22 protein-coding genes and 1 other RNA gene are annotated in these 24,321 nt (G+C 69.6%); 10 read left to right on the top strand and 13 right to left on the bottom strand.

The features are described from left to right. Positions 1-34: 34 nt before the first annotated feature. From HNO51_RS00160 to HNO51_RS00150, 3 genes are read right to left on the bottom strand one after another with little or no spacing between them, the layout of a single operon-like run. Positions 35-790, bottom strand: a complete 756-nt coding sequence (locus HNO51_RS00160; RefSeq protein WP_209538221.1) for a 16S rRNA (uracil(1498)-N(3))-methyltransferase — start codon at positions 788-790, stop codon at positions 35-37. Positions 791-801: 11 nt separating this feature from the next. Next, positions 802-1,329 carry a protein-export chaperone SecB gene (secB, locus tag HNO51_RS00155; RefSeq protein ID WP_197449064.1) on the bottom strand — a complete coding sequence of 176 codons (528 nt, stop codon included), beginning with the start codon at positions 1,327-1,329 and terminating at the stop codon, positions 802-804. A 40-nt stretch (positions 1,330-1,369) separates the two neighbouring features. Beyond that, entirely contained in the window at positions 1,370-1,792 is a 423-nt protein-coding gene (locus HNO51_RS00150; protein WP_197449063.1) for a rhodanese-like domain-containing protein, read from the bottom strand. Positions 1,793-2,115: 323 nt separating this feature from the next. Here HNO51_RS00150 and gpmI point away from each other — a divergent pair, with 323 nt between their 5' ends. From gpmI to HNO51_RS00135, 3 genes are all read left to right on the top strand, one after another. Then, the gene (gpmI, locus tag HNO51_RS00145) at positions 2,116-3,684 is read left to right on the top strand and encodes a 2,3-bisphosphoglycerate-independent phosphoglycerate mutase (protein ID WP_197449062.1); all 1,569 of its coding nucleotides are present in this window, start codon (positions 2,116-2,118) and stop codon (positions 3,682-3,684) included. A 25-nt stretch (positions 3,685-3,709) separates the two neighbouring features. Beyond that, positions 3,710-4,873: a murein hydrolase activator EnvC family protein gene (locus tag HNO51_RS00140; RefSeq protein WP_209538220.1), complete on the top strand. Its 1,164-nt coding sequence runs from the start codon at positions 3,710-3,712 to the stop codon at positions 4,871-4,873. Between the two features lie 71 nt (positions 4,874-4,944). Beyond that, positions 4,945-6,246, top strand: a complete 1,302-nt coding sequence (locus tag HNO51_RS00135) for a S41 family peptidase (RefSeq protein ID WP_197449060.1) — start codon at positions 4,945-4,947, stop codon at positions 6,244-6,246. A gap of 42 nt (positions 6,247-6,288) precedes the next feature. Here HNO51_RS00135 and HNO51_RS00130 read toward each other — a convergent pair whose 3' ends face one another. The 4 genes from HNO51_RS00130 to HNO51_RS00115 all read right to left on the bottom strand — a co-directional run bounded on the left by HNO51_RS00130 (position 6,289) and on the right by HNO51_RS00115 (position 10,850). Next, the gene (locus HNO51_RS00130; RefSeq protein ID WP_209538219.1) at positions 6,289-7,533 is read right to left on the bottom strand and encodes a UbiH/UbiF/VisC/COQ6 family ubiquinone biosynthesis hydroxylase; all 1,245 of its coding nucleotides are present in this window, start codon (positions 7,531-7,533) and stop codon (positions 6,289-6,291) included. A gap of 63 nt (positions 7,534-7,596) precedes the next feature. Further along, positions 7,597-8,808, bottom strand: a complete 1,212-nt coding sequence (ubiH, locus tag HNO51_RS00125) for a 2-octaprenyl-6-methoxyphenyl hydroxylase (protein WP_209538218.1) — start codon at positions 8,806-8,808, stop codon at positions 7,597-7,599. A 77-nt stretch (positions 8,809-8,885) separates the two neighbouring features. Next, positions 8,886-10,223, bottom strand: a complete 1,338-nt coding sequence (gene pepP / locus HNO51_RS00120; RefSeq protein WP_197449057.1) for a Xaa-Pro aminopeptidase — start codon at positions 10,221-10,223, stop codon at positions 8,886-8,888. 51 nt (positions 10,224-10,274) lie between these two features. Continuing rightward, entirely contained in the window at positions 10,275-10,850 is a 576-nt protein-coding gene (locus HNO51_RS00115; RefSeq protein WP_197449056.1) for a UPF0149 family protein, read from the bottom strand. Positions 10,851-11,000: 150 nt separating this feature from the next. On the opposite strand from HNO51_RS00115, the gene HNO51_RS00110 reads away from it, so the two are divergent. From HNO51_RS00110 to HNO51_RS00100, 3 genes are all read left to right on the top strand, one after another. Next, positions 11,001-11,321 (top strand): cell division protein ZapA, encoded by a 321-nt coding sequence (locus HNO51_RS00110; protein WP_197449055.1) that lies wholly within the window; start codon positions 11,001-11,003, stop codon positions 11,319-11,321. A gap of 36 nt (positions 11,322-11,357) precedes the next feature. Next, positions 11,358-11,542, top strand: a non-coding RNA gene (gene ssrS, locus HNO51_RS00105) — 6S RNA. A 9-nt stretch (positions 11,543-11,551) separates the two neighbouring features. Next, positions 11,552-12,181, top strand: coding sequence for a 5-formyltetrahydrofolate cyclo-ligase (locus tag HNO51_RS00100; protein ID WP_197449054.1), 630 nt, complete (start codon positions 11,552-11,554; stop codon positions 12,179-12,181). A gap of 364 nt (positions 12,182-12,545) precedes the next feature. On the opposite strand, the gene ilvA is transcribed toward HNO51_RS00100, so the two are convergent. Further along, positions 12,546-14,060, bottom strand: a complete 1,515-nt coding sequence (ilvA, locus tag HNO51_RS00095; RefSeq protein WP_197449053.1) for a threonine ammonia-lyase, biosynthetic — start codon at positions 14,058-14,060, stop codon at positions 12,546-12,548. 172 nt (positions 14,061-14,232) lie between these two features. Here ilvA and rpiA point away from each other — a divergent pair, with 172 nt between their 5' ends. Further along, positions 14,233-14,907 (top strand): ribose-5-phosphate isomerase RpiA, encoded by a 675-nt coding sequence (gene rpiA, locus HNO51_RS00090; RefSeq protein ID WP_197449052.1) that lies wholly within the window; start codon positions 14,233-14,235, stop codon positions 14,905-14,907. A gap of 15 nt (positions 14,908-14,922) precedes the next feature. On the opposite strand, the gene waaA is transcribed toward rpiA, so the two are convergent. The 3 genes from waaA to HNO51_RS00075 are packed head-to-tail and all read right to left on the bottom strand — an operon-like array spanning position 14,923 to position 18,744. Further along, positions 14,923-16,227 carry a lipid IV(A) 3-deoxy-D-manno-octulosonic acid transferase gene (waaA, locus tag HNO51_RS00085; RefSeq protein WP_197449051.1) on the bottom strand — a complete coding sequence of 435 codons (1,305 nt, stop codon included), beginning with the start codon at positions 16,225-16,227 and terminating at the stop codon, positions 14,923-14,925. Beyond that, positions 16,227-17,657 carry a bifunctional D-glycero-beta-D-manno-heptose-7-phosphate kinase/D-glycero-beta-D-manno-heptose 1-phosphate adenylyltransferase HldE gene (hldE, locus tag HNO51_RS00080; protein WP_197449050.1) on the bottom strand — a complete coding sequence of 477 codons (1,431 nt, stop codon included), beginning with the start codon at positions 17,655-17,657 and terminating at the stop codon, positions 16,227-16,229. Before hldE ends, waaA begins: the two co-directional genes overlap by 1 nt. Then, entirely contained in the window at positions 17,647-18,744 is a 1,098-nt protein-coding gene (locus tag HNO51_RS00075) for a glycosyltransferase family 9 protein (protein ID WP_197449049.1), read from the bottom strand. Before HNO51_RS00075 ends, hldE begins: the two co-directional genes overlap by 11 nt. Between HNO51_RS00075 and HNO51_RS00070 the strand changes: the two genes are divergently transcribed. Further along, positions 18,743-19,447, top strand: coding sequence for a 3-deoxy-D-manno-octulosonic acid kinase (locus tag HNO51_RS00070; protein WP_197449048.1), 705 nt, complete (start codon positions 18,743-18,745; stop codon positions 19,445-19,447). The two genes, HNO51_RS00075 and HNO51_RS00070, sit on opposite strands and share 2 nt — an antisense overlap. Positions 19,448-19,473: 26 nt before the next feature. Here HNO51_RS00070 and HNO51_RS00065 read toward each other — a convergent pair whose 3' ends face one another. Then, positions 19,474-20,598, bottom strand: coding sequence for a glycosyltransferase family 4 protein (locus HNO51_RS00065; protein ID WP_234283673.1), 1,125 nt, complete (start codon positions 20,596-20,598; stop codon positions 19,474-19,476). A gap of 43 nt (positions 20,599-20,641) precedes the next feature. Between HNO51_RS00065 and HNO51_RS00060 the strand changes: the two genes are divergently transcribed. Further along, entirely contained in the window at positions 20,642-21,751 is a 1,110-nt protein-coding gene (locus HNO51_RS00060; RefSeq protein WP_209538217.1) for a glycosyltransferase family 9 protein, read from the top strand. Here HNO51_RS00060 and HNO51_RS00055 read toward each other — a convergent pair. Further along, positions 21,705-22,484, bottom strand: coding sequence for a glycosyltransferase family 2 protein (locus HNO51_RS00055; protein WP_197449046.1), 780 nt, complete (start codon positions 22,482-22,484; stop codon positions 21,705-21,707). The two genes, HNO51_RS00060 and HNO51_RS00055, sit on opposite strands and share 47 nt — an antisense overlap. Before the next feature lie 154 nt (positions 22,485-22,638). Here HNO51_RS00055 and HNO51_RS00050 point away from each other — a divergent pair, with 154 nt between their 5' ends. After that, complete coding sequence (locus HNO51_RS00050) at positions 22,639-24,321, top strand: sulfatase-like hydrolase/transferase (RefSeq protein WP_197449045.1); 1,683 nt, start codon at positions 22,639-22,641, stop codon at positions 24,319-24,321.

The raw sequence follows: 24,321 nt of genomic DNA, 5'->3' as shown, positions 1-24,321 counted from the left end.
GCACAAGTCGGTCATCGCCAACAGCGACTAAAGTTCAATCCGTTTCGTAAGGAAGGGAGCCGTCCAGGTCCCCGAAGCGGTACTGCAGCAGGGAGAGTGCCACCACCGGTGCGGTCTCGGTGCGCAGAATGCGCGGCCCGAGGGAGAGCGGGGAGAAGCCGGCGGCCATGGCGGCCGCGACGTCGGCGGAGGAGAGCCCGCCCTCGGGGCCGATCAGCAGGGCCACAGTAGCGGGAGGGTCGCTGCGCTCGAGGGCGCCTGCCGTGCCGGGGTGCAGCACCAGGCGAAGGGACTCGCTGCGCTGGCCCAACCACTCGGTTAGTAGCAGGGGGGCATGAACGGTGGGCACCACGGCACGACCGCACTGCTCGCAGGCGCTGGCGGCCACTGCCTGCCAGTGGGCCAGCTTCTTCGCCTCGCGCTCGCCCTTGAGTCGCACGTCGCCGTGCTCGGTGTAGAGCGGCGTGATGGCGGCAACACCCAGCTCGACGGCCTTCTGGATGGCGTAGTCCATGCGGTCGCCCTTGGAGATCGCCTGGCCCAGGTGCACCGCCAGCGGCGACTCGCCGCGCCCCGCCTCGACGGCCTCGATGCGTGCCACCACCCGCTTGCGTCCGGCCTCGACGAGCACCGCCCGGGCCTCCAGGCCGGCACCGTCGAAGAGCCGCAGCGGTGCGCCTTCGCCCAGGCGCAGCACCCGGGCCACGTGGCGCGCGGGACCTTCGGGCAGAACGACGTCGCCGCCGACGGGGAAGTCGGCGGCGACGTGAATGCGCGGTGCTGATGACATGCAGCGCAACCCTACTGGGTGGTCTGCTCGCCCTGCTGCCGGGCCTGCTCGGCCTCGCGCTTCTTCTTCTGGGCGTAGATCGCCTCGAAGTTGACCGGCGCCAGCATCAGGGGCGGGAAGCCGCCGCGATTGACCAGGTTGTCGATGCACTCACGCGCGTAGGGGAACAGCACGTTGGGGCAGAAGGCGCCCAGGGTGTGTTCGAGCTGCGCGCCCTCGATGCCGCTGATGCGGAACAGGCCGGCTTGCTCGATCTCGGCCAGGAAGGAGGTGGTCCCCTCCTCGCTGTGGCGCACCTGGGCGGTGACCTTGATCGACACCTCGTAGAGATCCTCGCCGACCTTCTGGCTGCTGGTGTTCAGGTCCAGGCCGACCTTGGGCTTGAACGGCTGCTGGAAGACCGCCGGCGAGTTGGGGGCCTCGAAGGAGATGTCCTTGACATAGATACGCTGCACGGCGAACTGGAGCTGCTGCCGGTTCTGCGGATCGGCAGCGGCCTGGTTGCCGCCGGCGGCGTTCTGGCTGTTCTCTTCGGCCATGGGAAAGGTTCCTTTTGCGTGCTTGCGTCTTGTGTATTGGCTATTTCTTGACCACCGGCAGGCCGTCGGCCTGCCACTGCATCATGCCGCCCTTGAGCTTGTAGACCCGCGAGAAGCCAGCCTTGACCAGCTTGGCCACGGTGGTGCCGGAGGCCTGGCCACTCTTGCAGACCACCACGATCGGCTTGTCCTTGACCTTCTCGAGTTCGCCGATGCGCTCGTCGATGCGGCTCTGGGGAATGTTGCGCGCCCCGGCGATGTGGCCGGCCTTGAAGTCCCCCGCCTCGCGGGTGTCCACGATCACCGCGTCCTCGCGGTTGATCAGCTGGGTGGCCTGGCTGGACGAGACGCCGCTGGAGGCGCTGTTGCGGACCTCGTAGGCGATCCAGGCGGTCAGCACCAGGAGGAAGGCGCCCACCAGGAGCGGGTGGTTCTGCACGAATTCGAACAGCTGATCGATCATGGATCCGGCACACTCTTGTTGCGGAAATAGCGAGAATAACGGTCGGGCAGGGCACCCGGAAGGCGAGAGTATACACCATGCGGCAGCCCCCGCGGCATGACCCGCCGGCGATGCGCCGGGACCATGACGCTCGCCTGGCCGTGCGTTATGATGCCGCAAGCCGATACAAGTCGCGACCCCCGTCGTCCAGGCGCCTGTCTCGTGCGGCCCGCAGCCGATACCAGGCCCGCCTCCGCGGCATTCCCAGACCGCCGGACAGGGCGCGGACAGCCTCCCGGACGGCCGACGTCGCGCCCACCACGTTCAAGAGGCCCGCATCCCCCATGACGCCCCAGATCGCCCCACGCCCCGTTGCCCTGATCATCCTCGACGGCTATGGCCACAACCCCGACCCCACCGACAACGCCGTGGCCGCGGCACGCACGCCGAACATGGACCGGCTGTGGCAGGAGCACCCCCATGCGCTGCTGCACACCGACGGCAAGTACGTCGGCCTGCCCGAGGGGCAGATGGGCAACTCCGAGGTCGGCCACATGAACCTTGGGGCTGGCCGGGTGGTGTACCAGGAGCTCACTCGCATCTCCAAGGCCATCGAGGACGGCGATCTCGACACCATCGCCGCGCTGACCGACGCCATCGACGCCGCCGTGGCTGCCGGCCACGCCGTACACCTGCTCGGCCTGCTCTCGCCCGGCGGCGTGCACAGCCACGAGGACCACATCCTGGCCATGGCCGAGCTGGCCGCCCGGCGCGGCGCCCAGCGCATCTACGTGCATGGCTTCCTCGACGGCCGCGACACCGCACCGCGCAGCGCGCTGGCCTCCATCGAGCGCACCAACGCCCGCCTCGCCGAGCTGGTCGGCGCCGACAACGGCTTCGTCGCCTCGATCGTGGGCCGCTACTTCGCAATGGACCGCGACAACCGCTGGGATCGCGTCGAGAAGGCCTACCGGCTGCTCACCGAGGGCGTCGGCGAATTCGAGGCCACCAGCGCCGAACAGGGCCTGCGTGACGCCTACGAGCGCGGCGAGAACGACGAGTTCGTTACCGCCACCGTGGTGCGCAACGGCGAGGGGCCGGCGGCCATCGCCGACGGCGACGCCGCCATCTTCATGAACTTCCGCGCCGACCGCGCCCGCGAGCTGACCCGCGCCTTCGTCGAGGATGCTTTCGACGGCTTTTCGCGTCGCCTGCGCCCGCGGCTTGCCGGCGGCAGCCTGGTCACCCTGACCCAGTACGCCGCCGATATCCCCGCCCCGGCCGCCTTCCCGCCGGCCGACCTGCACAACACCCTGGGCGAGGTGATGGAAAAGCGCGGCCTGACCCAGCTGCGCATCGCCGAGACCGAGAAGTACGCCCACGTCACCTTCTTCTTCTCCGGCGGTCGCGAGGCCGAGTTCGAGGGTGAGACCCGCGTGCTGGTGCCCTCGCCCCAGGACGTCAAGACCTATGACGAAAAACCCGAGATGAGCGCCGAAGAGGTCACTGATCGCCTGGTCGAGGCGATCGATTCGGGCCACTACGACCTGATCGTCTGCAACTACGCCAACGGCGACATGGTCGGCCATACCGGCGACTTCGGCGCCGCGGTCAAGGCCATCGAGGCGGTGGACGCCTGCGTCGGCCGCGTGGTGGAGGCGATCGAGCGTGCCGGCGGCGCCTGCCTGATCACCGCCGACCACGGCAACGCCGAGCAGATGGTCAACCCCGACACCGGCGTGGCGCAGACCGCCCACACCACCTTCGAGGTGCCGCTCATCTACGTCGGCCCGCAGTCGGTCACGCTGCTCGACGATGGCCGCCTGTGTGACATCGCGCCGACGCTACTGACGATGATGGAGCAGCCGATTCCCGAGGAGATGACCGGCCGGGTGCTGATCGAGCCGGCATGACCAGCGCCTGCGAGCCCGTGCAACCATGAGTCGGCCCTGGTGGCGCCACCCATCGAGAGCCCTGCTGGTGGCTCTCGCCATGCTGCCGGGGCTGATCGGGGACAGTGCGCAAGCCCAGCCCAGCGAACGCGAGGCGCGCGAGCGCCTCGATGCCATCGGCAGCGAAATCCAGGCGCTCAGCCGACGCCTGGGCCAGACGCGCCAGGCCCAGGACGAGGCCAGCCGTGAACTGCGCGAGGTGGAGACCGCGCTGGCCGAAACCCACCGTCGGCTGGACGCCATCCAGGCCGACCGGCGCCGCCTCGCCGACGAGATCGCCGCACTCGAGTCCGCCCGCGACGCACTGCGGGAAGAGCGGGCCGAACAGGTCGAGGCGCTCGATGTCCAGCTCGACGCGCTCTACCGCCTGGGACTCACCCCGCAGCTCAAGCTGCTGCTCAACCAGGACGACCCGGCGCGGCTCGACCGGCTGCAGACCTATCTCAACCACCTGGCCCGGGCGCGCAACGAGCGGCTCGACGAGATCGCCCGGCTCGATGTCGAGCTGAGCGAGAACCGCCGCGAGCTGCAGGCGCGCGGCGAGCGAATGGACGCCCTGGCCGACGAGCTGGCCACACGCAGCAGCGAACTGACCGAGCGCATGGCCGAACGCGAACGCCTGGTGGCCGAGCTGGATGCCCGCTACAGCGACGAGCAGTCGCGCCTGGCGCGACTCGATCGCGACCGCACCGAGGCGGAGCAGGTGCTCGAGCGCGTACGCGAGGAGCTCGCCCGGCTCGAGCGTCCGCCGCCCTCCACCGCCATCGAGCGCACCCGCGGCGACCTGCCCTGGCCGGTCCAGGGCAACGTCGCCTCGGGCTACCGCCGAGACGATGGCGTGCACTACAACGGCATCCTGATCGAGGCCCGCGAGGGCACCCCCGTCGAGGCCGTTCACGCCGGGCGCGTGGTCTTCTCCGACTGGATGCGCGGCTTCGGCAACCTGTTGATCCTCGACCATGGCGACAACATCATGACCCTCTACGCCCACCTGCAGCACTTCAGCGTCGAGGTCGGCGAGGCCGTCTCGCGCGGCGACGCCATCGGCACGGTAGGCAACAGTGGCGGCCATACCACCTCGGCGCTCTACTTCGAGGTTCGCCGCAACGGCGACCCCATCGACCCCCAGGCATGGATCGCACGAAGATGACGAGAGAGATTTCACAAGCCCCGGACCACGGGATATGCTGGACAGCCTCGCCTCGCAACAGCGGAGTTCGCATGTCCTCACGCCTTGCCCGCCTACTGCCCGCACCACGACGCCTGCTGGCGGCGCTGCTGCCGACGGCGCTGCTGGCGCTGCCCCTCGCGCCCTCCGCGGCCAATGCCCAGGCCGAGGCGGCGGACGAGCTGCCGCTGGAGGACATCCAGACCTTCGCCGAGGTGTTCGAGCGCATCAAGCGCGCCTACGTGGAGGAGGTCGACGACAGCACCCTGCTGCGCAACGCCATGCGCGGCATGCTCAGCGAGCTCGACCCGCACTCCGCCTATCTCGACAGCGACGAGTTCCAGAGCCTGCGCGAATCCACCGAGGGCGAATTCGGCGGCATCGGCATCGAAGTGGGCCTCGAGGAGGGCCGCCTGACCGTCATCACGCCGATCGACGACACCCCCGCATCGCGGGCCGGGGTGCAGGCACGCGACGTCATCCTGGCGATCGACGACACCCCCACCGAGCGACTCTCGCTGCAGGAGGCGGTCACCCTGATGCGCGGCGAGCCGGGCAGCGAGATCCACCTGACCCTGCAGCGTAGCGGCGAGGATGCCCCCATCGAGGTCACCCTGACCCGAGAGATCATCCGCACCGAGAGCGTGCGTAGCGAGATGCTGGAGGCGGGCTACGGCTACCTGCGCGTCAGCCAGTTCCAGAACCGCACCGGCGACCAGGTCAACGACGCCATTCGTCGCATGGAGCGTGACGGACCGCTGCAGGGCCTGATCCTCGACCTGCGCAACAATCCCGGCGGCGTCCTGCAGGCCGCCGTGGCGGTGGCCGATGCCTTCCTCGACAGCGGCCTGGTGGTCTACACCGAAGGGCGCCTGCCGGACACCGAGATGCGCTTCTCCGCCAGCCGCGAGACCGCGGCCCCCGACGTGCCGTTGGTGGTCCTGATCAACGGCGGCAGCGCCTCCGCCGCCGAGATCGTTGCCGGCGCGCTGCAGGACCAGCGCCGCGGCGTGATCATGGGCACCGAGAGCTTCGGCAAGGGTTCGGTGCAGCAGGTGCTGCCGCTGGGCAACGGCGAAGGGCTGAAGCTGACCACGGCGCTGTACTACACGCCCAACGGGCGCTCGATCCAGGCGCTCGGCATCGAACCGGACGTGACCGTGGTGCACGGCCGCATCGAGGTGGCCGAGGGCAGCCGCCAGCTGCGCGAGGCCGACCTGGAGGGCCACCTGCGCTCGAGCGGCGAGCCGCGCACCTCCAGCGAGAGGTCCGCCCGGCTGCGCGAGGACTACCAGCTCGGCGAGGCGCTCAACCTGCTCAAGGCCCTCAACGTCCTGGAACGGCGCGCGCGTTAAGGCAGAGCGTGTCCTGGCCCTCGACTCGGGCCGGGACACCTCTCAGCGACAGGAGGCCGGCAGTCGGCCGCGCTCGCCGATCGCCTGGCGCATGAGCAGCCGCTTGACCGGCGTGAGCCGGTCGACGCCGGAAAGGCCGAGGTTGCGCGTCAGGGTGGCCAGCGGGTGGCGCGTGCCGAACAGCAGGCGGAAGCCGTCCATCAGCGCCAGCATGGCGGCGTTGTCGCCGCGTCGGCGGCGGGCGTAGCGCTCGAGCATGCGCGGCTCGCCCAAGGGAATGCCACGACGACGCGCGACGAGGAGCTCCTCGGCCAGCACGGCCACGTCCATCAGCCCCAGGTTGACACCCTGGCCCGCCAGCGGGTGGATGCTGTGGGCCGCATCGCCCACCAGCGCGAAACCCGGCTGCACGTAGCGCTCGGCATGACGCTGGGTCAGGGGCACCGCCAATGCCCGGTCGACCACCTCCACCGCGCCCAGGCGAGCCTCGAAGGCCGCCTCCAGCTCGCTTCCCAACGCCACGGGGGGGAGCGCGGTCAAGCGTGCGGCCTCTTCCGGTGAGGTCGACCAGACGATCGAACAGTAGTGCGCATCGCCCGCGACCGTCAGCGGCAGGAACGCCAGCGGTCCCGACGCCAGGAACACCTGCCGCGCCACGCCGCCGTGCTCGCGCTCGGTGCGCACCGTGGTCACCACCGCAACATGACCGGTATCGCGAGCCTCGACCGCAATGCCCGCCATCTCGCGCAGCGGCGAGCGCGCCCCATCGGCCGCCACCACCAGCGGCGCCGACAGCCGGCGGCCGTCCTCGAGCGCCACCTCGCGCCCCGCCTTCCCTTCGCCCAGCCCGGTCACCCGCGTGCCCAGCAGCACGGAGACCGAGGGCAAGGCGCCCAGGCGCCGCTCCAGCGCCGCCAGGATCACGTCGTTCTCGACGATGTGACCAAGCAGCGGCACGCCGGCCTGTTCCGCCGAGAAGCTCACCTCGCCGCTGCCTTCACCGTCCCACACCTGCATGAAGCGATAGGGGGTCACCCGACGTGCCGCCATCCACGGCCAGGCCCCCAGGCCCTCGAGCAGGCGCTGGGACACCGGCGTCAGGGCGCTGACGCGCATCGCCGGCAGGCCGATGCCCACCTCGTCGGCCGCCAGCGGCGCAGGGCGCGGATCGAGCAGGGCCACGGCGACCCCCGCCTGGCCCAGCAGCGCCGCCAACGCGGCGCCTACCATGCCGCCCCCCACCACAATGACGTCGTATCGCGTTGTCGGCCCCGCCGTATCCGTCATGGCTTCCTCTCTCGTTTGCGGCCCCCGCGGAGATGGGGCACGGCCGCTCGTCCCGGCGGCGCTTCAGCGCTCCAACCCCATGGCCCGGCGAGCCAGGCCGCGGCGCAGCGGGCCGAGCAGGTTGAGCCCCACCAACCCCGCCGCCCGGGCATGGGCCAGCAGGGCGTTGTCGATGCCGAACAGGCGCACCAGGCCATCGCTGAAGCGGATCACCTGGTGGCGGTCGACGATGCGCCTGGCCTCGAAGTCGCGCAACACCAGCATGCTGCCGAGCGGCTCGCCGCCGGCCAGCGCCGGTTCGAGCGCCGCCACCAGGTCGGTCACGCCGCGCAGCGCCAGATTGAAGCCTTGGCCGGCCACGGGGTGGAGCGAATGGGCGGCGTTGCCCAGCACCGCCAGCCCCGGCCGCACGGTTTCCCGCGCGGTGACCAGCGTCAGCGGGTAGGCGTGGCGGCTGCCGACGCGGCGGAAGCGGCCTGCGCGATCGCCGAAGGCCTGCTGCAGCTCGGCCAGGAAGTCGCCGTCGCCGAGCGCCAGCCGGTCCTTCTCCCGCCCCGCGCGGTGGGTCCATACCAGCGCCATCTGCTGCCCAGGCAGGGGCAGCAGCGCAATCGGCCCCTCGCGGGTGAAGCGCTCGTAGGCGACACCGTCGTGGGGCCGGCTCATCTCGACGTTGGCGATCAACGCCACCTGGTCGTAGGGCGCCGCGTCGCTGGCGATGCCCAGTTGCTCCTTGAGCCCCGAGCGGCCGCCGTCGGCCAGTACCGTCAGGCCGGCCCGCAGCGTACAGCCATCGGAGAGGGCGAGTCGATAGCCTTCCGCCTCGGGCTCGATCGTCTCCACGCTGGCCGGGCAGTGCCACTCGATCGGCAGCTCGGCCAGGCGCCGGTGCATGACGCGCCCCATCCAGACGTTGGGGATGACGTAGCCCAGCGCCGGCTGACCGAGCTCGGCGGCGGTGAGGCGGGTCACGCCCAGCCGGCCCCGTTCGCTGACGTGAATGCGCAGGATGGCCGACGCCTGCTCGGCCATCGCCTGCCACAGCCCCATGGCCCGGAAACGCTCCGCCGAGCCCTGGGCGATGGCGCTGGCGCGCGCATCGAAGCTGGGCTGCCAGGGCGCCGCGGCGCTGTCGAGGAGGGGCGCGGCCTCGATTACCGCGACCGACAGGCCGCGGCGCTCGATCAGCGGCGCCAGGGCACAGGCCAGGCTGGCCCCCACCAGGCCGCCACCGACGATGGCGATATCCACCTGGCGATCGACCCGCACGCTCATGCCACCAGGCCGCTGCGACGGCCGTCCATAGCGTAACGTAATTTACGTAATTCCATGAAAGCTATCTCTCCCCCTGGTCAATCCTTGGCCATCAAGGCCTCGATTTCCGCTACCTGCTTGGGAACCTCGGCGGTCAATACCTCGTGCCCCTCGGCGGTCACCGCGACATCGTCCTCGATGCGAATGCCGATGCCGCGAAACTGCCGGGGAATATCCTCGTCGGCCGGGATGTACAGCCCGGGCTCCACCGTCAGGACCATGCCCGGCGCCAGCGGCCGCGGCTGGCCCTCGAGGCGATACTCCCCCACGTCGTGGACGTCGAGTCCCAGCCAGTGCGAGGTCGAGTGCAGGTAGAAGCGCTTGTAGCTCTCGTCCTCGATGCGCGCCTCGACGTCGCCGGCGAGCAGGCCAAGCCGAATCAACCCCGCGGTGAGGTCGCGCACCACGCCGTCGTGGATCGCGGTCAGGGTCGCACCGGGGCGAACCGCCGCGACGGCACGCTCCTGCGCCGCCAGCACCATCTCGTACAGCGCGCGCTGGGCTTCGTCGAAGCGACCGCCGACCGGGAAGGTGCGGGTGATGTCGCCGGCGTAGAGGTCGAACTCCGCGCCGGCGTCGATCAGCACCAGCGCACCGTCATGTAACGGCGCGTTATTCTCGACGTAGTGCAGCACACAGGCGTTGGCACCGCCACCCACGATGCTGGCGTAGGCCGGCCCGCTGCCGCCGTGCCAGCGGAACTCGTGCTCCAGCTCGGCCTGCAGATGGTATTCGGCCAGGCCGGGGCGCGCCGCACGCATGGCACGTCGGTGCGCCAGCGCCGAGATTTGCGCCGCATGCCGCATCAGCGCGAGCTCGTTCTCGCTCTTGATCAGGCGCTGCTCGTGCAGCAACGGCGCCAGGTCGACGTAGCTCTGCGGCGGCCGGGCGCCGCGGCGCGCCCTGGCCGCCAGGCGCCCGCGGACGTCATCGGCCAGCGCCATGGCCTCGCCGTCCTCGAGCAGCAGGTAGAGGGCAGGGCGGCCGTCGAGCAGCGTCTCCAGGCGCTCATCGCGCTCGACGTTCTCGAAGGCCTGGTCGACGCCGTGCTCGCGTACGGCACCTTCGGCCCCCAGCCGGCGACCGGTCCAGGCCTCCAGCGCGGGGTCACGATCCTGGCAGAACAGCACGCTTTCGCCCTCGCCGCGCCCCGGCAGCAGCAGCAGCAAGGCGTCGGGCTCGGGAAAGCCGGTGAGATAGTGGAAATCGCTGTTCTGGCGGAAGGGGTAGTCGCTGTCGCGCGAGCGGGTAGTCAGGGTAGCGCCGAGCAACAGCACGGCGCTGTCCGCCGGCAGGCGCTGCATCAGCGCCGCGCGCCGGGCACGATATTCGTCGTTGCCGATCGGGGCGGGGCGGGGAAGAGGATCGGGCAGCATCTTGGCTCCTTGCTGGCTACGGAAGGGAATCGGAGAGCCGATTTTCTCGGCCTAGTGGCGAGTGGGCTCGCCGTTCTCCACCTGCGGCTGGCCCGGATGCTGCTCGGTGTAGAGCAGCATCGCCGCCATGCGGGCGTGCTCGGTCAGCGCGAAGAGATCGTTCTCGTTCTCGGCGCTCTCCTCGAGGTCGGTCTCCATGGCGCCCAGCGCCTCGAGGTCGTCGATCGCCTCGCGCAGCGCCTGCGACCAGCCCTGCCGCGGCCCGTCGCCGGCAGCCTCGATCACCTCGAGGAAGCCGAGGGTCCACTCCTGCAGGCCGCGGGCACGCTCGGCCAGAGAGAAGAGATCGTCGGGCAGCAGCGGCTCGTAGTTGAGGCCACTGTCGGCGAGCGCCTCCAGGGTCTGGCGACGCCAGGCCAGCAGCGCTTCGGCGCTCTCGCGATCACGTGGCTGCTCGACGCCGAGACCTTGGCAAACCTCCTCCAGCCAGGCCTCGGCGCCGAGATCGTGCAGCGCCAGCTCGGCGCATAGCCGACCGTCGAGAAAGGCCGGCGACTGCATGCTGCCATGGGAGAGGAAGAGGTCGGCCAGGGTGGAGAAATCCGGACGATCGTCGATCGGTGACATTGCGGAAAACCTCTTGTCGAATGGCGCTGAGCCGCCTCCGCTGCGTTGACCGCCTGGGAAGGGCTCTCTTATAGTGAATGGCTGAATTGATGTGTCTTGTTCCACCGGATGTTAACGCATCGGGCCGACAAGCCGACACCGGAGCCCGCCATGAGCGACGACGCCAATCGCCCCACCGCACAGGTGACCCTGCTGGGCCGGCACTACGTGTTCGCCTGCAACGCCGGCGAAGAGCGCAAGCTGGAGCGGGCCGCCCGCTATCTCGATCGGGCCATGCAGGGCATCCACTCCCAGAACAACCTGCTCGGCAGCGAGCGCGTGGCCCTCATGGCCGCGCTCAACATCACCCATGAACTGCTCGAGGTGCTGGATACCCGGCGCCACGAGGAGCAGCAGCTCGATCGGCTGAGCGAACGTCTGGAGCAGGCCATGGCGGCGGCGGCGCCGGGTAACATAACTCCTGCCGAATGACGTTGGACCGGCCCGTGAGCTCTGATAGGATGAAGGTGTTCCCTGGGGTGTTGGCCAGTCGTTGAAGTCCCTCGAGCCTATGAGCAATACCCAGGGCGGCCATCGGCTAGCCGGACCCGTGTGCATGTCCGTGCGTCGGAAAGCCTGACGGTTCGGCTGCGGCCACCCACCTTGAACCAAGGGTTCAAGGGCCAGAACGACAGCGGCACTCTGGGGAACTCCACCGTATCATGCATGCCCTGCAAGACCCCCTCGTCAGCGAAGACTTCGCTTCCCGGCGCCAGCTGCGCCAGGCGCTGCGGCATCGCCGCCGTGCGCTGAGCCCGCGCCAGCGCCGACGAGCCGACCTGACCCTGTGCCGACGCCTGCGCCAGCTACCCGAGGTGCAACGCGCCAGGCGCGTGGCGCTCTACCTGCCCAACGATGGCGAGATCGACCCCCGGCCGCTGATTCCCTGGCTGTCGCGCCGCGGGGTTCGCGTCTACCTGCCCGTGCTCAAGCCGCTGTCGGACAATAGCCTGTGGTTCGTCCACTACCATCCCGGCACGCCCATGCGGCGCAACCGCTTCGGCATCCCCGAGCCACAAACGCGCCATGGCGCCCACCGTGCCCGGCGGCGGGCGACCTGGGCGCTGGACCTGATCCTGCTGCCGCTGGTGGGCTTCGACGACCAGGGCCAGCGCATGGGCATGGGCGGCGGCTTCTACGACCGCAGCCTCGCCTTCACCCGGCGCCCCGGCCCACGCCCCACGCTGATCGGTCTGGCCCACGATTGCCAGCGGGTGGATCGCCTGCCGACGGCGCCGTGGGACGTGCCGCTGGACGCCATCGTCAGCGACGCGCGGGTCGTGCGCCCCTGAGCGGCGTTGCCAGTCGCCATGAAAAACCGGCCGAAGCAGGGCTCCGGCCGGTTGTGGGATCATCTACTCATGGCACTGTCCGCCGACTCAGCCGCCTGTCAGCGCCTGGGCATAGCCGGTGACCACCACACCAATGCCAAACGCCAGCACCAGTGCCATGACCAGATCGGGCTTACGCTTCATTATTACCTGCTCCCTGACGTTCCCATGATGTGAAGGGCGTCGCAGTCGCCCGCGACAGCGCCGACTATAGGGCTTGTAACGGTTTGATGACAACCGCTTCAAGGCGCGATTACAAAATGAAACCCAAGCCAATTCGGCGCTTTGGCGTAAGTCAACGCTCACCCACCGAATCGTCGGCCGTTCAGGCCATGAATAGGCGATAGGCGTCGTTGTCCGACTCCTTCCAGTAGCGGTAGCCGATCTCGTCGAAGTACTCCTCGACGTGGGCGCGATCGCCGTTGGGCAACTGCATGCCGACCAGCACGCGCCCGAAGGCGGCACCGTGGTTGCGATAGTGGAACAGCGAGATGTTCCAGTCCTGGGGCAGGTGGGTGAGGAAGTTCATCAGCGCGCCGGGTCGCTCGGGGAACTCGAAGCGATAGACCTCCTCGTCGAAGTGCTGCTTGGGCCGCCCGCCGCCGAGATGGCGGATGTGCAGCTTGGCCAGTTCGTTGTCGGTGAGGTCGACCACCGGATAGCCCGCCTCGCGCAGCTTGTCGATCACCGACAGCCGGTCCTCGCCACCCGGCTTGACCTGCACGCCGACGAAGATATGCGCCTCCTCGGGGTCGGCGTAGCGGTAGTTGAATTCGGTCACCATGCGCTTGCCGATGGTGCGGCAGAACTTCTTGAAGCTGCCGGGCCGCTCGGGAATGGTCACGGCCAGGATCGCCTCGCGCTGCTCGCCGAGCTCGGTACGCTCGGCGATGTGCTGCAGGCGGTCGAAGTTGGTGTTGGCGCCGGAGTTGATGCACAGCAGGGTCTGGCCCTCGACGCCGGTCTGCTGGACGTACTTCTTGAGCCCGGCCAGCGATAGCGCCCCCGACGTCTCCGACACCGCCCGGGTGTCGTCGAAGATATCCTTGACCGCCGCGCACATCTCGTCGGCATTGACGGTGATGACGTCGTCGACCAGGTTGCGCATGATCTTGAACGGCACCTTGCCGATCTGCGCCACCGCCACGCCCTCGGCGAATACCCCGACCTGGTCGAGGGTCACGCGCTTGCCGGCCGCGAGTGCCGCCTTGAGACAGGCGCTGTCCTCGGCCTCGACGCCGATCACCTTGATGTCGGGGCGCAGGTACTTGACGTAGGCCGCCACGCCGGCGATCAGCCCGCCACCGCCCACCGGCACGAAGATGGCATCCAGCGGGCCGCTATGCTGGCGCAGGATCTCCATGGCCACGGTGCCCTGGCCGGCGATGACGTCGATGTCGTCGAAGGGGGGGATGTAGGTATAGCCGTGCTCGGCCATCAGCTCCTGGGCGTGCTCGGCGGCGGCGGCGAAGGCATCGCCCTTGAGCACCACCCTGGCCCCTCGCGCACGTACCGCCTGGACCTTGATCTCGGGGGTGATGCGCGGCATCACGATGACCGCCTTGACGCCCATCTGCCTGGCCGCCAGGGCCAGCCCCTGGGCGTGGTTGCCGGCCGAGGCGGCGATCACGCCCCTGGCCTTCTGCTCCTCGGAGAGCTGCGCCATCTTGTTGTAGGCGCCGCGAATCTTGAACGAGTAGACCGGCTGCAGGTCCTCGCGCTTGATCAGGATCTGGTTGTTGAAGCGTCGCGACAGGAAGGGAGCCGGTGAGATCGGCGTTTCACGTGCGGCCTCGTAGACGTGAGCCTGGAGGATCTTCTTGACGGTAGCTTCGAGCATCCTGGTGTCCCGGAAGGAAAAGTGGCGCAGAGGGGCGCAGCGCCTGCTGCACTGCAGAGAACCCCTATAGGTAGCATCTCCGTCGCCCTGTCGTCCAGCGAACGCGTCGGCAGGCGGCGTCGTCTGGCCTATAATGGCGCGGCATCCGCCACCCATCGACAGCGAGCACGACATGACCCAGGACGAACTGAAGGACGCCGTGGCCGCCGCCGCCATCGCCGAGATCGAATCGCGGCTCGAGCGCGACACCATCCTCGGCATCGGCACCGGCTCCACCGCCAATCTGTTCATCGACCGTCTGGCGCGGCTGCGCCACCACTTCCAGGGCGCCGTGGCCAGTTCCGAGGCCAGCGCCGAGCGCCTGCGCGGCCATGGTATCGAGGTGTTCGAACTCAACAGCGTGGGCACGGTGCCCTTTTACATCGACGGCGCGGACGAAGTGAACGCTCACTTACACATGATCAAGGGCGGCGGTGCGGCCCTCACCCGCGAGAAGATCGTGGCCGCCTGCGCCGAACGCTTCATCTGCATCGCCGATGGTTCGAAGAAGGTCGAGCGCCTCGGCGCCTTCCCGCTGCCGGTGGAGGTGATCCCCATGGCGCGCTCCTATGTCGCACGCGAGCTGGTCAAGCTGGGCGCCGATCCGGTCTATCGCGAGGGCGTGGTCACCGACAACGGCAACCAGATCATCGACTGCTACGACTTCATGATCGACGACCCGGTGGCCATGGAGGCACGCCTCAATGCCATCGTCGGGGTGGTCACCAACGGCCTGTTCGCCGCGCGCGGTGCCGACGTGCTGCTGCTCGGCACCGAGCGGGGAGTGGAGCGGCTGACGCCGGCCTGACGCCGGGGTTGGCACTCACTCACCGGGCAGCAGGCGCTGCAACCCCGCCAGGGTGCGCGCCAGCGCGCCGCGATTGGCCGCGACCACCGCCAGGCCCGCCTCGGCCAGGCGGTGGCGCTCGGCCTCGTCGAGGAACAGGGTGACCAGGGTGTCGGCCAGCATGTCGCTGCCACTCACCTCGACCAGCGCACCGCCTTGGCGCAGGGTCTCGGCCACGTCGGCGAAATTGGCCAGCTCCGGTCCGGTCAGCACCGGCACGCCCATGGCCGCCGGCTCGAGCAGGTTGTGCCCCCCCACCGGCACCAGGCTGCCGCCGACGAAGGCCAGGTCGGCGGCGCCGTAGAGCATCAGCAGCTCGCCCATGGTATCGCCCAGGTAGACGGCGGTACGGCCATCGGGCCACTCCTCGAGCGAGCGCCGTGCCAGCCCCATGCCGCGCTCCTGGACGAGCCCGGCCACCGCCTCGAAGCGCTGCGGATGGCGCGGCACCAGGATCAGCAGGGCATCGGGGTAGGACTGGCGCAGGCGGGCATGGGCCTCCAGCAGCAGCGCTTCCTCGCCGGCGTGGGTCGAGCCGGCGACCCACACGGGACGCGAGCCGAAGCGTGTGCACAGGCGTTTGCTCGCCTCGCATGACGCATCGTCGGGCGTCAGGTCGTACTTGAGCGACCCCACCACGTCGGTGCGCGTGGTCGGCATGCCCAGCGCACGGAAGCGTTCGGCGTCGCCGCGCGACTTGGCGGCCAGCCAGTCGAGGCGGCCCAGGGCGGCCGCCATCAGCGGCCGCACTCGACGATAGCTGCGGTAGGCGCGTGGCGAGAGTCGGCCATTGACCACCGCCGTGGGTACGCCGCGGCGTTGGCACGCTGCCAGCAGGTTGGGCCAGATCTCGGTCTCGAAGAAGAGGGCGAGCGCGGGCGAGAGCCGCGCGACGAAGCGGCGTGCGGCGCCAGGGAAGTCGAGCGGGACGAAGCCGTGGTGCAGGCGTTCGGCCTGGCCAGCCCGGCGCCTAGAGGCGATCAGGGCGTGCACCCGTTCGGCGCCGGTCGCGGTCATGGTGGTCACCACCAGATGATGTTGCGGATACGTCGCCAGCAGCGCCTCGATCAAGGGACGCGCGGCCTGCACCTCGCCCACCGAGGCGCAGTGCAGCCACAGCCGGGGCACCCCGGCGGGCGGGCGCGGCAGCAGCCCGAGCCGCTCCCGGCGCAGGTTGGTGAGCGCCTGCTCACGCCATACCCGCCGCCAGAGCAGGGGCGAAAGCAGGTAGAGCGCGGCCGAGTAGAGCCAGCGCGGCCAGCGGCGGGAGACCGCGGGCATCAGCTTTCGCGGTCGAGGATGGTAGCGATCATGGCGGTGGTGGAGACGCCGTCTTCGAAGCCCAGCACCTTCACCTCGCCCCCGGCGGCGCGCACCGCCTCGCCGCCGGCGATCTCCTCCACGCGGTAGTCCCCCCCCTTGACCAACACGTCGGGCAGCACCGCCTCGATCAGGCGCTGGGGGGTGTCCTCGCTGAACGGTACCACCCAGTCCACCGCGCCGAGGCCGGCCAGCACCTGCATGCGCCGGGCGAGCGGGTTGATCGGGCGCCTGGGGCCCTTGAGCCGGCCGATGGAGGCATCGTCGTTGACCGCGACCACCAGTCGGTCGCCGAGCTGACGAGCATGCTCCAGGTAGGCCACGTGGCCGGCGTGAAGGATATCGAAGCAGCCGTTGGTCATCACCACCCGCTCGCCGCGCAGCTGGGCAGCGCGCACCGCCTCGATCAGCGGCGCCTCGCCGATGACGCCGAATTCGGCCAGCTTGTCGCCATGTACCGCGGTATAGAGTTCGGCGATCGACAGCGTGGCGGTGCCGGGCTTGGCCACCACCAGGCCGGCCGCCAGGTTGGCCAGGGTCATCGCCTCCGGGAAGCCGTGCCCGGCCGCCAGCGCCAACCCCAGCACGCCGATCACGGTGTCGCCGGCACCGGTGACATCGAACACCTCGCGCGCCCGGGTCGGCAGGTGCAGCGGCTCATGGTCGCCACGCACCAGGGTCATGCCCTTCTCGCTACGGGTGATCAGCAGCGCCTCGAGCTCGAGCTCGGCGCACAGCGCCGCGCCCTTGGCGGCCAGCTCGTCGTCGCTGCGACAGTGGCCGACCACGGCCTCGAACTCGGCCAGATTGGGGGTGATCACGCTGGCACCGCGGTACTTGCCGAAGTCGTTGCCCTTGGGGTCGATCAGCACCCGCTTGCCGGCGCCGCGTACCAGCGCGATCAGCTCCTCGACCCGGTTGAGGGTCCCCTTGCCGTAATCGGACAGGATGACCAGGTCGCAGTCGGGAAGCCCCTGCTCGACCCGTGCCAGCAGCCCACGGGTGTCGAGCTCCTCGAGCCCCTCCTCGAAGTCGAGGCGAATCAGCTGCTGGTTGCGGCTCATCACACGCAGCTTGGTGATGGTGGGAATCCCGGGGCTGCTCTCGAAGTAGGTGTCGACACCGGCGGCATGCATGCGCTCGACCAGCCGGCGGGCATTGTCGTCGTCGCCGACCATGCCGCTGAGCGCGGCATGAGCGCCCAGCGAGGCGATGTTGAGCGCCACGTTGGCCGCGCCGCCGGGGCGGTCCTCGCACTCTTCCACCCGCACCACCGGCACCGGGGCCTCCGGGGAGATGCGCGACGTGGCACCCTGCCAGTAACGGTCGAGCATCACGTCGCCCACCACCAGCACGTGCGCCTGTTCCAGCGCGGTCAGGTCAAGCTTCATCGGGTCGTTCCTCTTCCTTGCGTTCGGGCGGCCGTGCCAGCAGCGCATCGAGCCGCTGGACCACGTCGTCGATGCGAATCAGCGTCATGGCGTCGGGGTGGCGGACACGCTGGCCCCAGGTGATCTCGTCGGGCTCACGATGCAGATAGGCCCGCACGGCATCGGGATAGCGGTTGACCACGAAGTCGCGCCACCGGTAGGGGGCGGCGCGATCGGGGTTGGTGGTGGCGAACAGGCCCACCACCGGCGTGCCCATGGCATTGGCCATGTGCACCGGCCCGGAGTCGGGAGCGATCACCACCCGGGCACGGCCGATCAGGGCCAGCAGTCCCTTGAGCGAGGTGGCGCCGATGGCGTCGATCACCGCCTCCGGGCGCGACAGCGTGGCGATGCGCTCGCCCATCTCCCGCTCCTGAGTGCTGCCCCCGCCGGTGAGTACCGTCTTCAGACCATACTGGGCCCAGGCGTGCTCGATGACGGCGGCGTAGCCCTCGGCCGACCAGTTGCGAAAATTGCGCAGCCGCGGGTTGGCGCAGGGGCTCATCAGCAGGTAGGCCGCATCGCCGGTGAGGGCGCTGGCCTCCTCGAAGGCCTCGGGCGGCACCGCCAGGTCCCACGCCAGCGACAGGTCCTTCACGCCCAGCAGCCGGGCGAAGTCGAGGAACGACTCCAGCACGTGGGCACGCGGATGCGGCGCCAGCTGGCGGTGGGTGAACCAGTGCTGGGCATCCTTCGCCCTTGCCTTGTCGTAGCCCACCCGCACCTGGGCCTTGAGCCCCAGCGAGAGCACGCTGGCCCGCAGCGCCTGCTGCATGTGCAGCAACACGTCGAAGCGAGTGTCGCCGAGCTCGCGCCACAACCGACGCATGCCGGCCAGGCCCGTAGCCTTGTCGTAGACGACGAATTCGACCCCCGACAGGCCAGCCAGTAGACTGTGTTCCGCCTTGCCGATGATCCAGGTGATGCGAGTGTCGGGCCACTGGCGCTGCAGCGCGCGCACGGTGGGTACCAGGTTGCACACGTCGCCGAGGGCGGAGAGTCGCAGCACGGCGATATGGCGCGGTTGGGCAGGCAGAGGATGCTTCATGCACTTGGCAACATGTCGGACGGGAAAGGTTTTCATTCTATATGATGCGGACAGTGTATGTGACGCCGAGTCGGCGCCACAAATCGGCCCGGCGCTGTTCGAGCCCGACCACTGGCAGCGCACCGGCCGAGTCATCGGTGCCGCCCCCGGCCGCGGCAGCAGCCTGTTTCTCGACGCCGGGGGCGAGCAGTGGGTGCTGCGCCCCTATCGCCGCGGCGGGCTGGTCGCCAGGGTGAGCGAGAGCCGCTACCTGTGGACGGGCCTCGAGCGCACCCGCGCCTTCCGCGAGCTGCGTCTCACCGCGCACCTTCACGCCCGTGGCCTGCCGGTGCCACGCCCGGTGGCGGCCGGGGTCACCCGCGATGGGCCGACCTATACGGCGGCGCTGATCACCGTGCGCATTCGCGCCGCCCGCGCCCTGGCCGAGCACTTGGAGGGTATCGAGCCGTCGCTGCTCGAACGGGTCGGCGCCACCGTACGCCGCTTCCACGACGCCGGCCTCGACCACGTCGATCTCAACGCGCGCAACCTTCTGGTCGACGATGACGACAAGGTGTGGCTGATCGACCTCGACCGCTGCAGGCTGCGTGCACCGGGCGCCTGGCGCGAGGCCAACCTCGAGCGCCTTGGCCGCTCGCTGGCCAAGTTCGGCGCCGCCGGTGGCATGGCCGCCGTTCGCCGCGGCTACGACGCCGAGGCCTGACCCGTCCTATCGCGCTCGAGCCGCGGCTAGGCCCCCGCATACTCCTCGGTCAGGGCGCGCACGTGTGCCGCCACAGCGAAGTGGCGTTCGGCCCGGCACCTGGCAGCCTGGCCGAGCCGCCGCCGCAGCGCCGCGTCCTGCCCGAGTTCCGCCATGGCCTCGGCCCAGGCCTGCGGCTCTTCCGGCGCCGCGAGGCGCCCGCAGTCGGCCTCGAGCAGTTCGGGAATCGCCCCGCTGTCGGCGCCGACGACCGCCTTGCCGGCGGCCATGGCCTCGACCACGGTCAGGCCGAAGGCCTCGTTGCGCGACGGCACGCAGACGATGTCCAGCGCCTCGAACAGGCGCGGCAGGTCGGGACGATACCCGGCGAAGGTCACCCGCCCCTCCAGTCCCAGTGCGGCCACCCGCTTCCGCAGCTGCGCCACGTAGGCCTCGTCACTGCCCTCACTGGCCGTCAGGCCGCCGATCAGCACACCATGCCAAGCCAGGCCAGGAGCGCGCTCGCGCAGCCGGGCCAGCCCCTCCAGCCACACCTCGTGGCCCTTGCCGTCGGTCAGCCGCCCCGGCAGGCCGATCGCCACCTGGTCGGGCGCGACATCCAGCTCGCGGCGCAGCAACTCGCGAGAGGCGCGATCCAGCTGCGGGGCGTAGGGTGCCAGGTCGATGCCCAGGTAGAGCCGGTGGATGCGCGCGGCGGGCAGCGGGAAGGCCTTCAGGTTGCGCCGGCGCGTCGCCTCGCTGATGGCGAACAGCCGCGTGACACGACCGTAGGCCCAGCGGTGGTAGAGGTCCTTCTTCGGCCGGGTCACGCCCATGTGGTCGGTGTAGAACAGCTTGAGCCTTGGCTGCAGGGTCACCAGCAGCGCCCCCAGGCGCAGGTCGCTGGACTTGTGGCAATGCAGCACGTCGATGCCGTGGCGTTTCAGGTAGGCGAGCACGCGCCCCACCTGCAGCAGCGCTCGCCCCCGCGAGACCACGGTCAGCGGCTCGCAGCCGGCGGCCGCCAGGCTCTCGGCCACCCGCGAGCCGGCCAGGGCCAGCCCATGGGCCTCCCACCCCTGGCGTTGCAGCTCGGGTATAATCCGCGCAGGATACATTTCGAGTCCGCCCCAGCCATCCGAGAGGCAGATGTGCATGACCTTGTGCGACAAGGCTGTCTCCTTCGTATCGGTCACCCGGGGCTCGGGAGCCTAGATGACGTCTTCAGCCAGCGTGGCCGGTCGCCACGCAACGGACCCGCCGCCGCACATCCTGGTGGTACGCAACGACAAGCTCGGCGACTTCATGCTCGCCTGGCCGGCCCTCGCCTGCCTCAAGGCCGCGGCCCCCGAGGCACGGGTTAGCGTGCTGGTGCCAAGCTATACGGCGCCGCTCGCCCGGCTGTGCCCGTGGATCGACGAAGTGATCCTCGACCCCGGCAGCCGCGCCGGACAGGCCGCGCAGCGCCAGCTGCTCGCACGCCTGCGCCGCGAGCGCTTCACGGCCATGCTGACGCTCTTCTCCACCCCACGCACCGGCTGGCTGGGTTGGCGTGCCGGTATTCCGCAGCGCCTGGCGCCGGCCACCAAGTGGGCGCAGCTATTCTACAACCATCGCGTCGTCCAGCGCAGGTCGCGCTCGGCCAAGCCGGAATACCTCTACAACGTCGAGCTCGCCGAGGCCCTGCTCAGGGTCCTGGGTCGCTCGCCCCAGCCGCGTCCGACGCCTCCCTACTGGCCACTCGCGCCGGAGGTCGTGCAGTCACGGCGCCAGTCGCTCGTCGACGAGCTCGGTTTCGATGCCGGGCGGCCGTGGCTGTTTCTGCATGCCGGCAGCGGCGGCTCGGCGGTCAACCTGACACCGACCCGGTATGCCGACCTGGCGACGGCCGTCGACTCGCGGCTGGCAGATGCGGCGATCCGCCCGCAGTGGTTGCTCACCGCCGGCCCCGGCGAGGAGCCGGCCGCTCTCGAACTGCGTGACTCGCTCGCTATACGGGGCCTGTCGGCGGCACTGCTGCCGGCGCGCGAGAGCCTGGCTGAGTTCGCCCTTACCCTTGCCGCTGCCGACCTGTTCATCGCCGGCTCCACCGGGCCACTGCACATCGCCGGCTGTCTCAACCGCCCCACAGCGGGCTTCTACCCGGCCCGTCGCTCGGCCACCCCGCTGCGCTGGCAAACCTGCAACGACGAGACGCGCCGACTCGCCTTCAGCCCGCCCCAAGAGGCCGGCGAGAGCGACATGGCGGCCATCGATCTCGAGGCCGCCGCCGACGGGATCAGCGCCCTGGTGCGTCGTCGGGCGGTGGCGGCGTCCGCGTCCTGATCCACAGGTCGGCGTACTTGGCGAAGGTGGAGTGTGCCGAGAGCAGCGCCAGCAGCAGGCCCTGGCGGCCGTCGAGAAAGCCCGCGCGCAGCAGGTACATGCGCAGGAAGCAGCCCAGCCCGTGCACCAGTCCGGCCGAGAGGCTGCCCTGCTTGCCGCGCGCGGCGCGCTGCTCAGCCCATGCCTGGGCGTAGTGGGCCGACTTTTCCAGGTAATGGCGCAGGTCGCGGTAGGTATAGTGCAGCAGGTCGCCCTCGAGCGCTCTGACCGGCAACCCGTTCGGGTTGTGCAGCTTCTCGTGGACCAGGGCCGCATCGTAGCCCGCCTTCCCCTTGGGGTAGAGCCGCGCCACCCGGTCGGGATACCAGCCGGAGTGGCGAATGAAATCGCCGAAGCACCAGGAGAGGCGCGGCAGGGTGTAGATGGCCGATTCGCCCAGCGCCACGGCGGCCCGGATGCTCTCGCGCAGCTCGAGGGTCACCCGCTCATCGGCATCGATCATCAGGATCCAGTCGCTCTCGACCAAGGCCTCGGCGCGCTGACGCTGCACGCCGAACCCCTGCCAGTCGGCGTTCACCGTAACCTTGTCGGTGAACTCGCGGGCGATGTCACTGGTCGTATCCTGACTACCGGCATCCAGCACCACGATCTCGTCGGCCCAGCGTAACGTCTCCAGGCAGGCACGCAGGTGGGCAGCCTCGTTCTTGACGATCAGTACCGCAGCCAGGGTCATCGACCTCTCCTCGTCGGTTCGGCGGCTGGCCAGTTTACTGCCGCAGCCACAAGGCCAGCAAACCCGGGCGTTGGCCGTCACGCGACGAGTCGTGGTACTCGTCGTGCCCGGCTTGATAAGCTGGGGGGGCGAATTCAATGGAAGAATCTACCGCATGACGATCCCGTCCAAGCTTCTCGAGTTGGCCCGCCCTCGCTGGCTGTCGCTGCTGGTCATCGGGCTCTGCCTGGGCTATGCCATTACCATCCTGACTCGGGTGCCGCAGTGGATGCTGCCCCTGCTGGCAGTAGCCTGGCTGGGCTTGGGCGCCACCTTCCACTGGGGAGCGCCAGGCCCGGCCGCACGGCCCACCCCGCCACGCAGGTGGCCCTGGGCCCTGCTTCCCATCGCGCTATGGGGGCTCTACCTCTATCTCGCCGAGAGCTTCGGTAACGTCGATCTGAGCGCGGTATTCTTCCATCTGCAGGCCGGCATGGCCGACCACGGCGGGGTGAGCCGCATCGGGGCGGCATTCCTTTACACCCTTTCCATGGGGGTGCTGCTGGCGTCCTTCACCTGGCTGGTGCGCCATGACCGCCGCTGGCGGCGCGGCGAACCGCTGCTGGCCCTCGTACTGCTGGTCAGCAATCCCCTGCTGTATGGGGTGGGTCAGCGCGGTGCCGCCATCGTCACCAAGCCCGGTGCCTGGCTAGAGCGGCACTACGTCGAGCCGGTCCTGCTCGAATCCCCCCGGGACCCGCCCAACCTGCTGCTGCTGTACCTGGAGAGCATCGAGCGCACCTATGCCGACCGCGAGCGCTTCGGCGACGCCTATGCCGTCCTCGATCAGCTCGGTGAGCGTGGCCTGGTCTTCGAGGGCATCCGCCAGGTCGACAATACCGGCTGGACCATGGCCGGCATGATCGCCAGCCAATGCGGCACGCCGCTCATGCCGGCCGGCCTGCTGCACGATCGCCAGTTCTCGCCGCTGGAGAAGGTGGTGCCGGGCGTCGACTGCCTCGGCGACCTGCTCTCGGCACAGGGCTACCGGCTCACCTACATGGGCGGTGCCAGCGTCAACTTCGCCGGCAAGGGCCTGTTCTACGAAGGGCACGGTTTCGACACCGTGCTCGGCCGCGAGGAGCTGCAGCCCCGGCTCGACGACCCGGAGTACGTCAATAACTGGGGGCTCTATGACGATTCGCTTTATGACTTCGGCCTGGAGGAGCTGCGCCGCCTGGACGCGGAGGAGGGTCCCTGGGGACTGGTCGCCCTGTCCCTCGCGGGCCATGCCCCCTACGGCTACCCCGCCCAGGCCTGCCTCGACCGTCAAGGCGAGTTCGATGGCGTCGACATTCTCTTCTCGGTGGAGTGTTCGACCTGGCTGGCCCGGGACTTCCTCGCCCGGGCCGAGGCCGAGGGCCTGCTCGACAACACCCTGGTGGTCGTCGCCAGCGACCACTTGACCATGCGCGTGTCGGCCTGGGAGCAGCTGATCGAGGGTGAGCGCGACAATACCTTCATCCTGCTGGGCCCCGGCATTCCTCAGGGCCGGCTGCGCCGCGAAGCCGCCATGATGGATACCTTCCCTACCATCCTCGAGGCGATGGGCTTCACCATCGACTGGCATCGTGCCGGACTCGGTGTCTCGCTGCTCTCCGACGAGCCCACCCTGCTCGAGGAGCATGGCGCGGAATTCTTCAACGCCCGCTTGCGGGAGGAGATCGTGCTGCAGGAGCGCCTCTGGGAGGGATTGGCACCGCCACGCCAGGAGCCGGAGCCAGAGCCGGAATTTCTGGAGCAGGTCGTCGAGGCGCCCGAGGATGCCACAGGCGAAGAGCCCGCCGCGGTGCAGTAG

The organism is Billgrantia sulfidoxydans, from assembly GCF_017868775.1.
In the GTDB taxonomy this organism is placed as follows: domain Bacteria; phylum Pseudomonadota; class Gammaproteobacteria; order Pseudomonadales; family Halomonadaceae; genus Halomonas; species Halomonas sulfidoxydans.
This window is presented reverse-complemented; position numbering and strand designations above follow the sequence as displayed.

Coding starts and splice junctions, on each gene's coding strand:
- hldE (WP_197449050.1), bottom strand. CDS start 17,657: ATGAAGCTTGACCTGACCGCGCTGGAACAGGCGCACGTGCTGGTGGTG.
- HNO51_RS00140 (WP_209538220.1), top strand. CDS start 3,710: ATGAGTCGGCCCTGGTGGCGCCACCCATCGAGAGCCCTGCTGGTGGCT.
- gpmI (WP_197449062.1), top strand. CDS start 2,116: ATGACGCCCCAGATCGCCCCACGCCCCGTTGCCCTGATCATCCTCGAC.
- HNO51_RS00150 (WP_197449063.1), bottom strand. CDS start 1,792: ATGATCGATCAGCTGTTCGAATTCGTGCAGAACCACCCGCTCCTGGTG.
- HNO51_RS00160 (WP_209538221.1), bottom strand. CDS start 790: ATGTCATCAGCACCGCGCATTCACGTCGCCGCCGACTTCCCCGTCGGC.
- HNO51_RS00060 (WP_209538217.1), top strand. CDS start 20,642: ATGACGTCTTCAGCCAGCGTGGCCGGTCGCCACGCAACGGACCCGCCG.
- rpiA (WP_197449052.1), top strand. CDS start 14,233: ATGACCCAGGACGAACTGAAGGACGCCGTGGCCGCCGCCGCCATCGCC.
- secB (WP_197449064.1), bottom strand. CDS start 1,329: ATGGCCGAAGAGAACAGCCAGAACGCCGCCGGCGGCAACCAGGCCGCT.
- HNO51_RS00070 (WP_197449048.1), top strand. CDS start 18,743: ATGCACTTGGCAACATGTCGGACGGGAAAGGTTTTCATTCTATATGAT.
- pepP (WP_197449057.1), bottom strand. CDS start 10,223: ATGCTGCCCGATCCTCTTCCCCGCCCCGCCCCGATCGGCAACGACGAA.
- ilvA (WP_197449053.1), bottom strand. CDS start 14,060: ATGCTCGAAGCTACCGTCAAGAAGATCCTCCAGGCTCACGTCTACGAG.
- HNO51_RS00055 (WP_197449046.1), bottom strand. CDS start 22,484: ATGACCCTGGCTGCGGTACTGATCGTCAAGAACGAGGCTGCCCACCTG.
- HNO51_RS00135 (WP_197449060.1), top strand. CDS start 4,945: ATGTCCTCACGCCTTGCCCGCCTACTGCCCGCACCACGACGCCTGCTG.
- ubiH (WP_209538218.1), bottom strand. CDS start 8,808: ATGAGCGTGCGGGTCGATCGCCAGGTGGATATCGCCATCGTCGGTGGC.
- waaA (WP_197449051.1), bottom strand. CDS start 16,227: ATGCCCGCGGTCTCCCGCCGCTGGCCGCGCTGGCTCTACTCGGCCGCG.
- HNO51_RS00130 (WP_209538219.1), bottom strand. CDS start 7,533: ATGACGGATACGGCGGGGCCGACAACGCGATACGACGTCATTGTGGTG.
- HNO51_RS00075 (WP_197449049.1), bottom strand. CDS start 18,744: ATGAAGCATCCTCTGCCTGCCCAACCGCGCCATATCGCCGTGCTGCGA.
- HNO51_RS00100 (WP_197449054.1), top strand. CDS start 11,552: ATGCATGCCCTGCAAGACCCCCTCGTCAGCGAAGACTTCGCTTCCCGG.
- HNO51_RS00050 (WP_197449045.1), top strand. CDS start 22,639: ATGACGATCCCGTCCAAGCTTCTCGAGTTGGCCCGCCCTCGCTGGCTG.
- HNO51_RS00110 (WP_197449055.1), top strand. CDS start 11,001: ATGAGCGACGACGCCAATCGCCCCACCGCACAGGTGACCCTGCTGGGC.
- HNO51_RS00115 (WP_197449056.1), bottom strand. CDS start 10,850: ATGTCACCGATCGACGATCGTCCGGATTTCTCCACCCTGGCCGACCTC.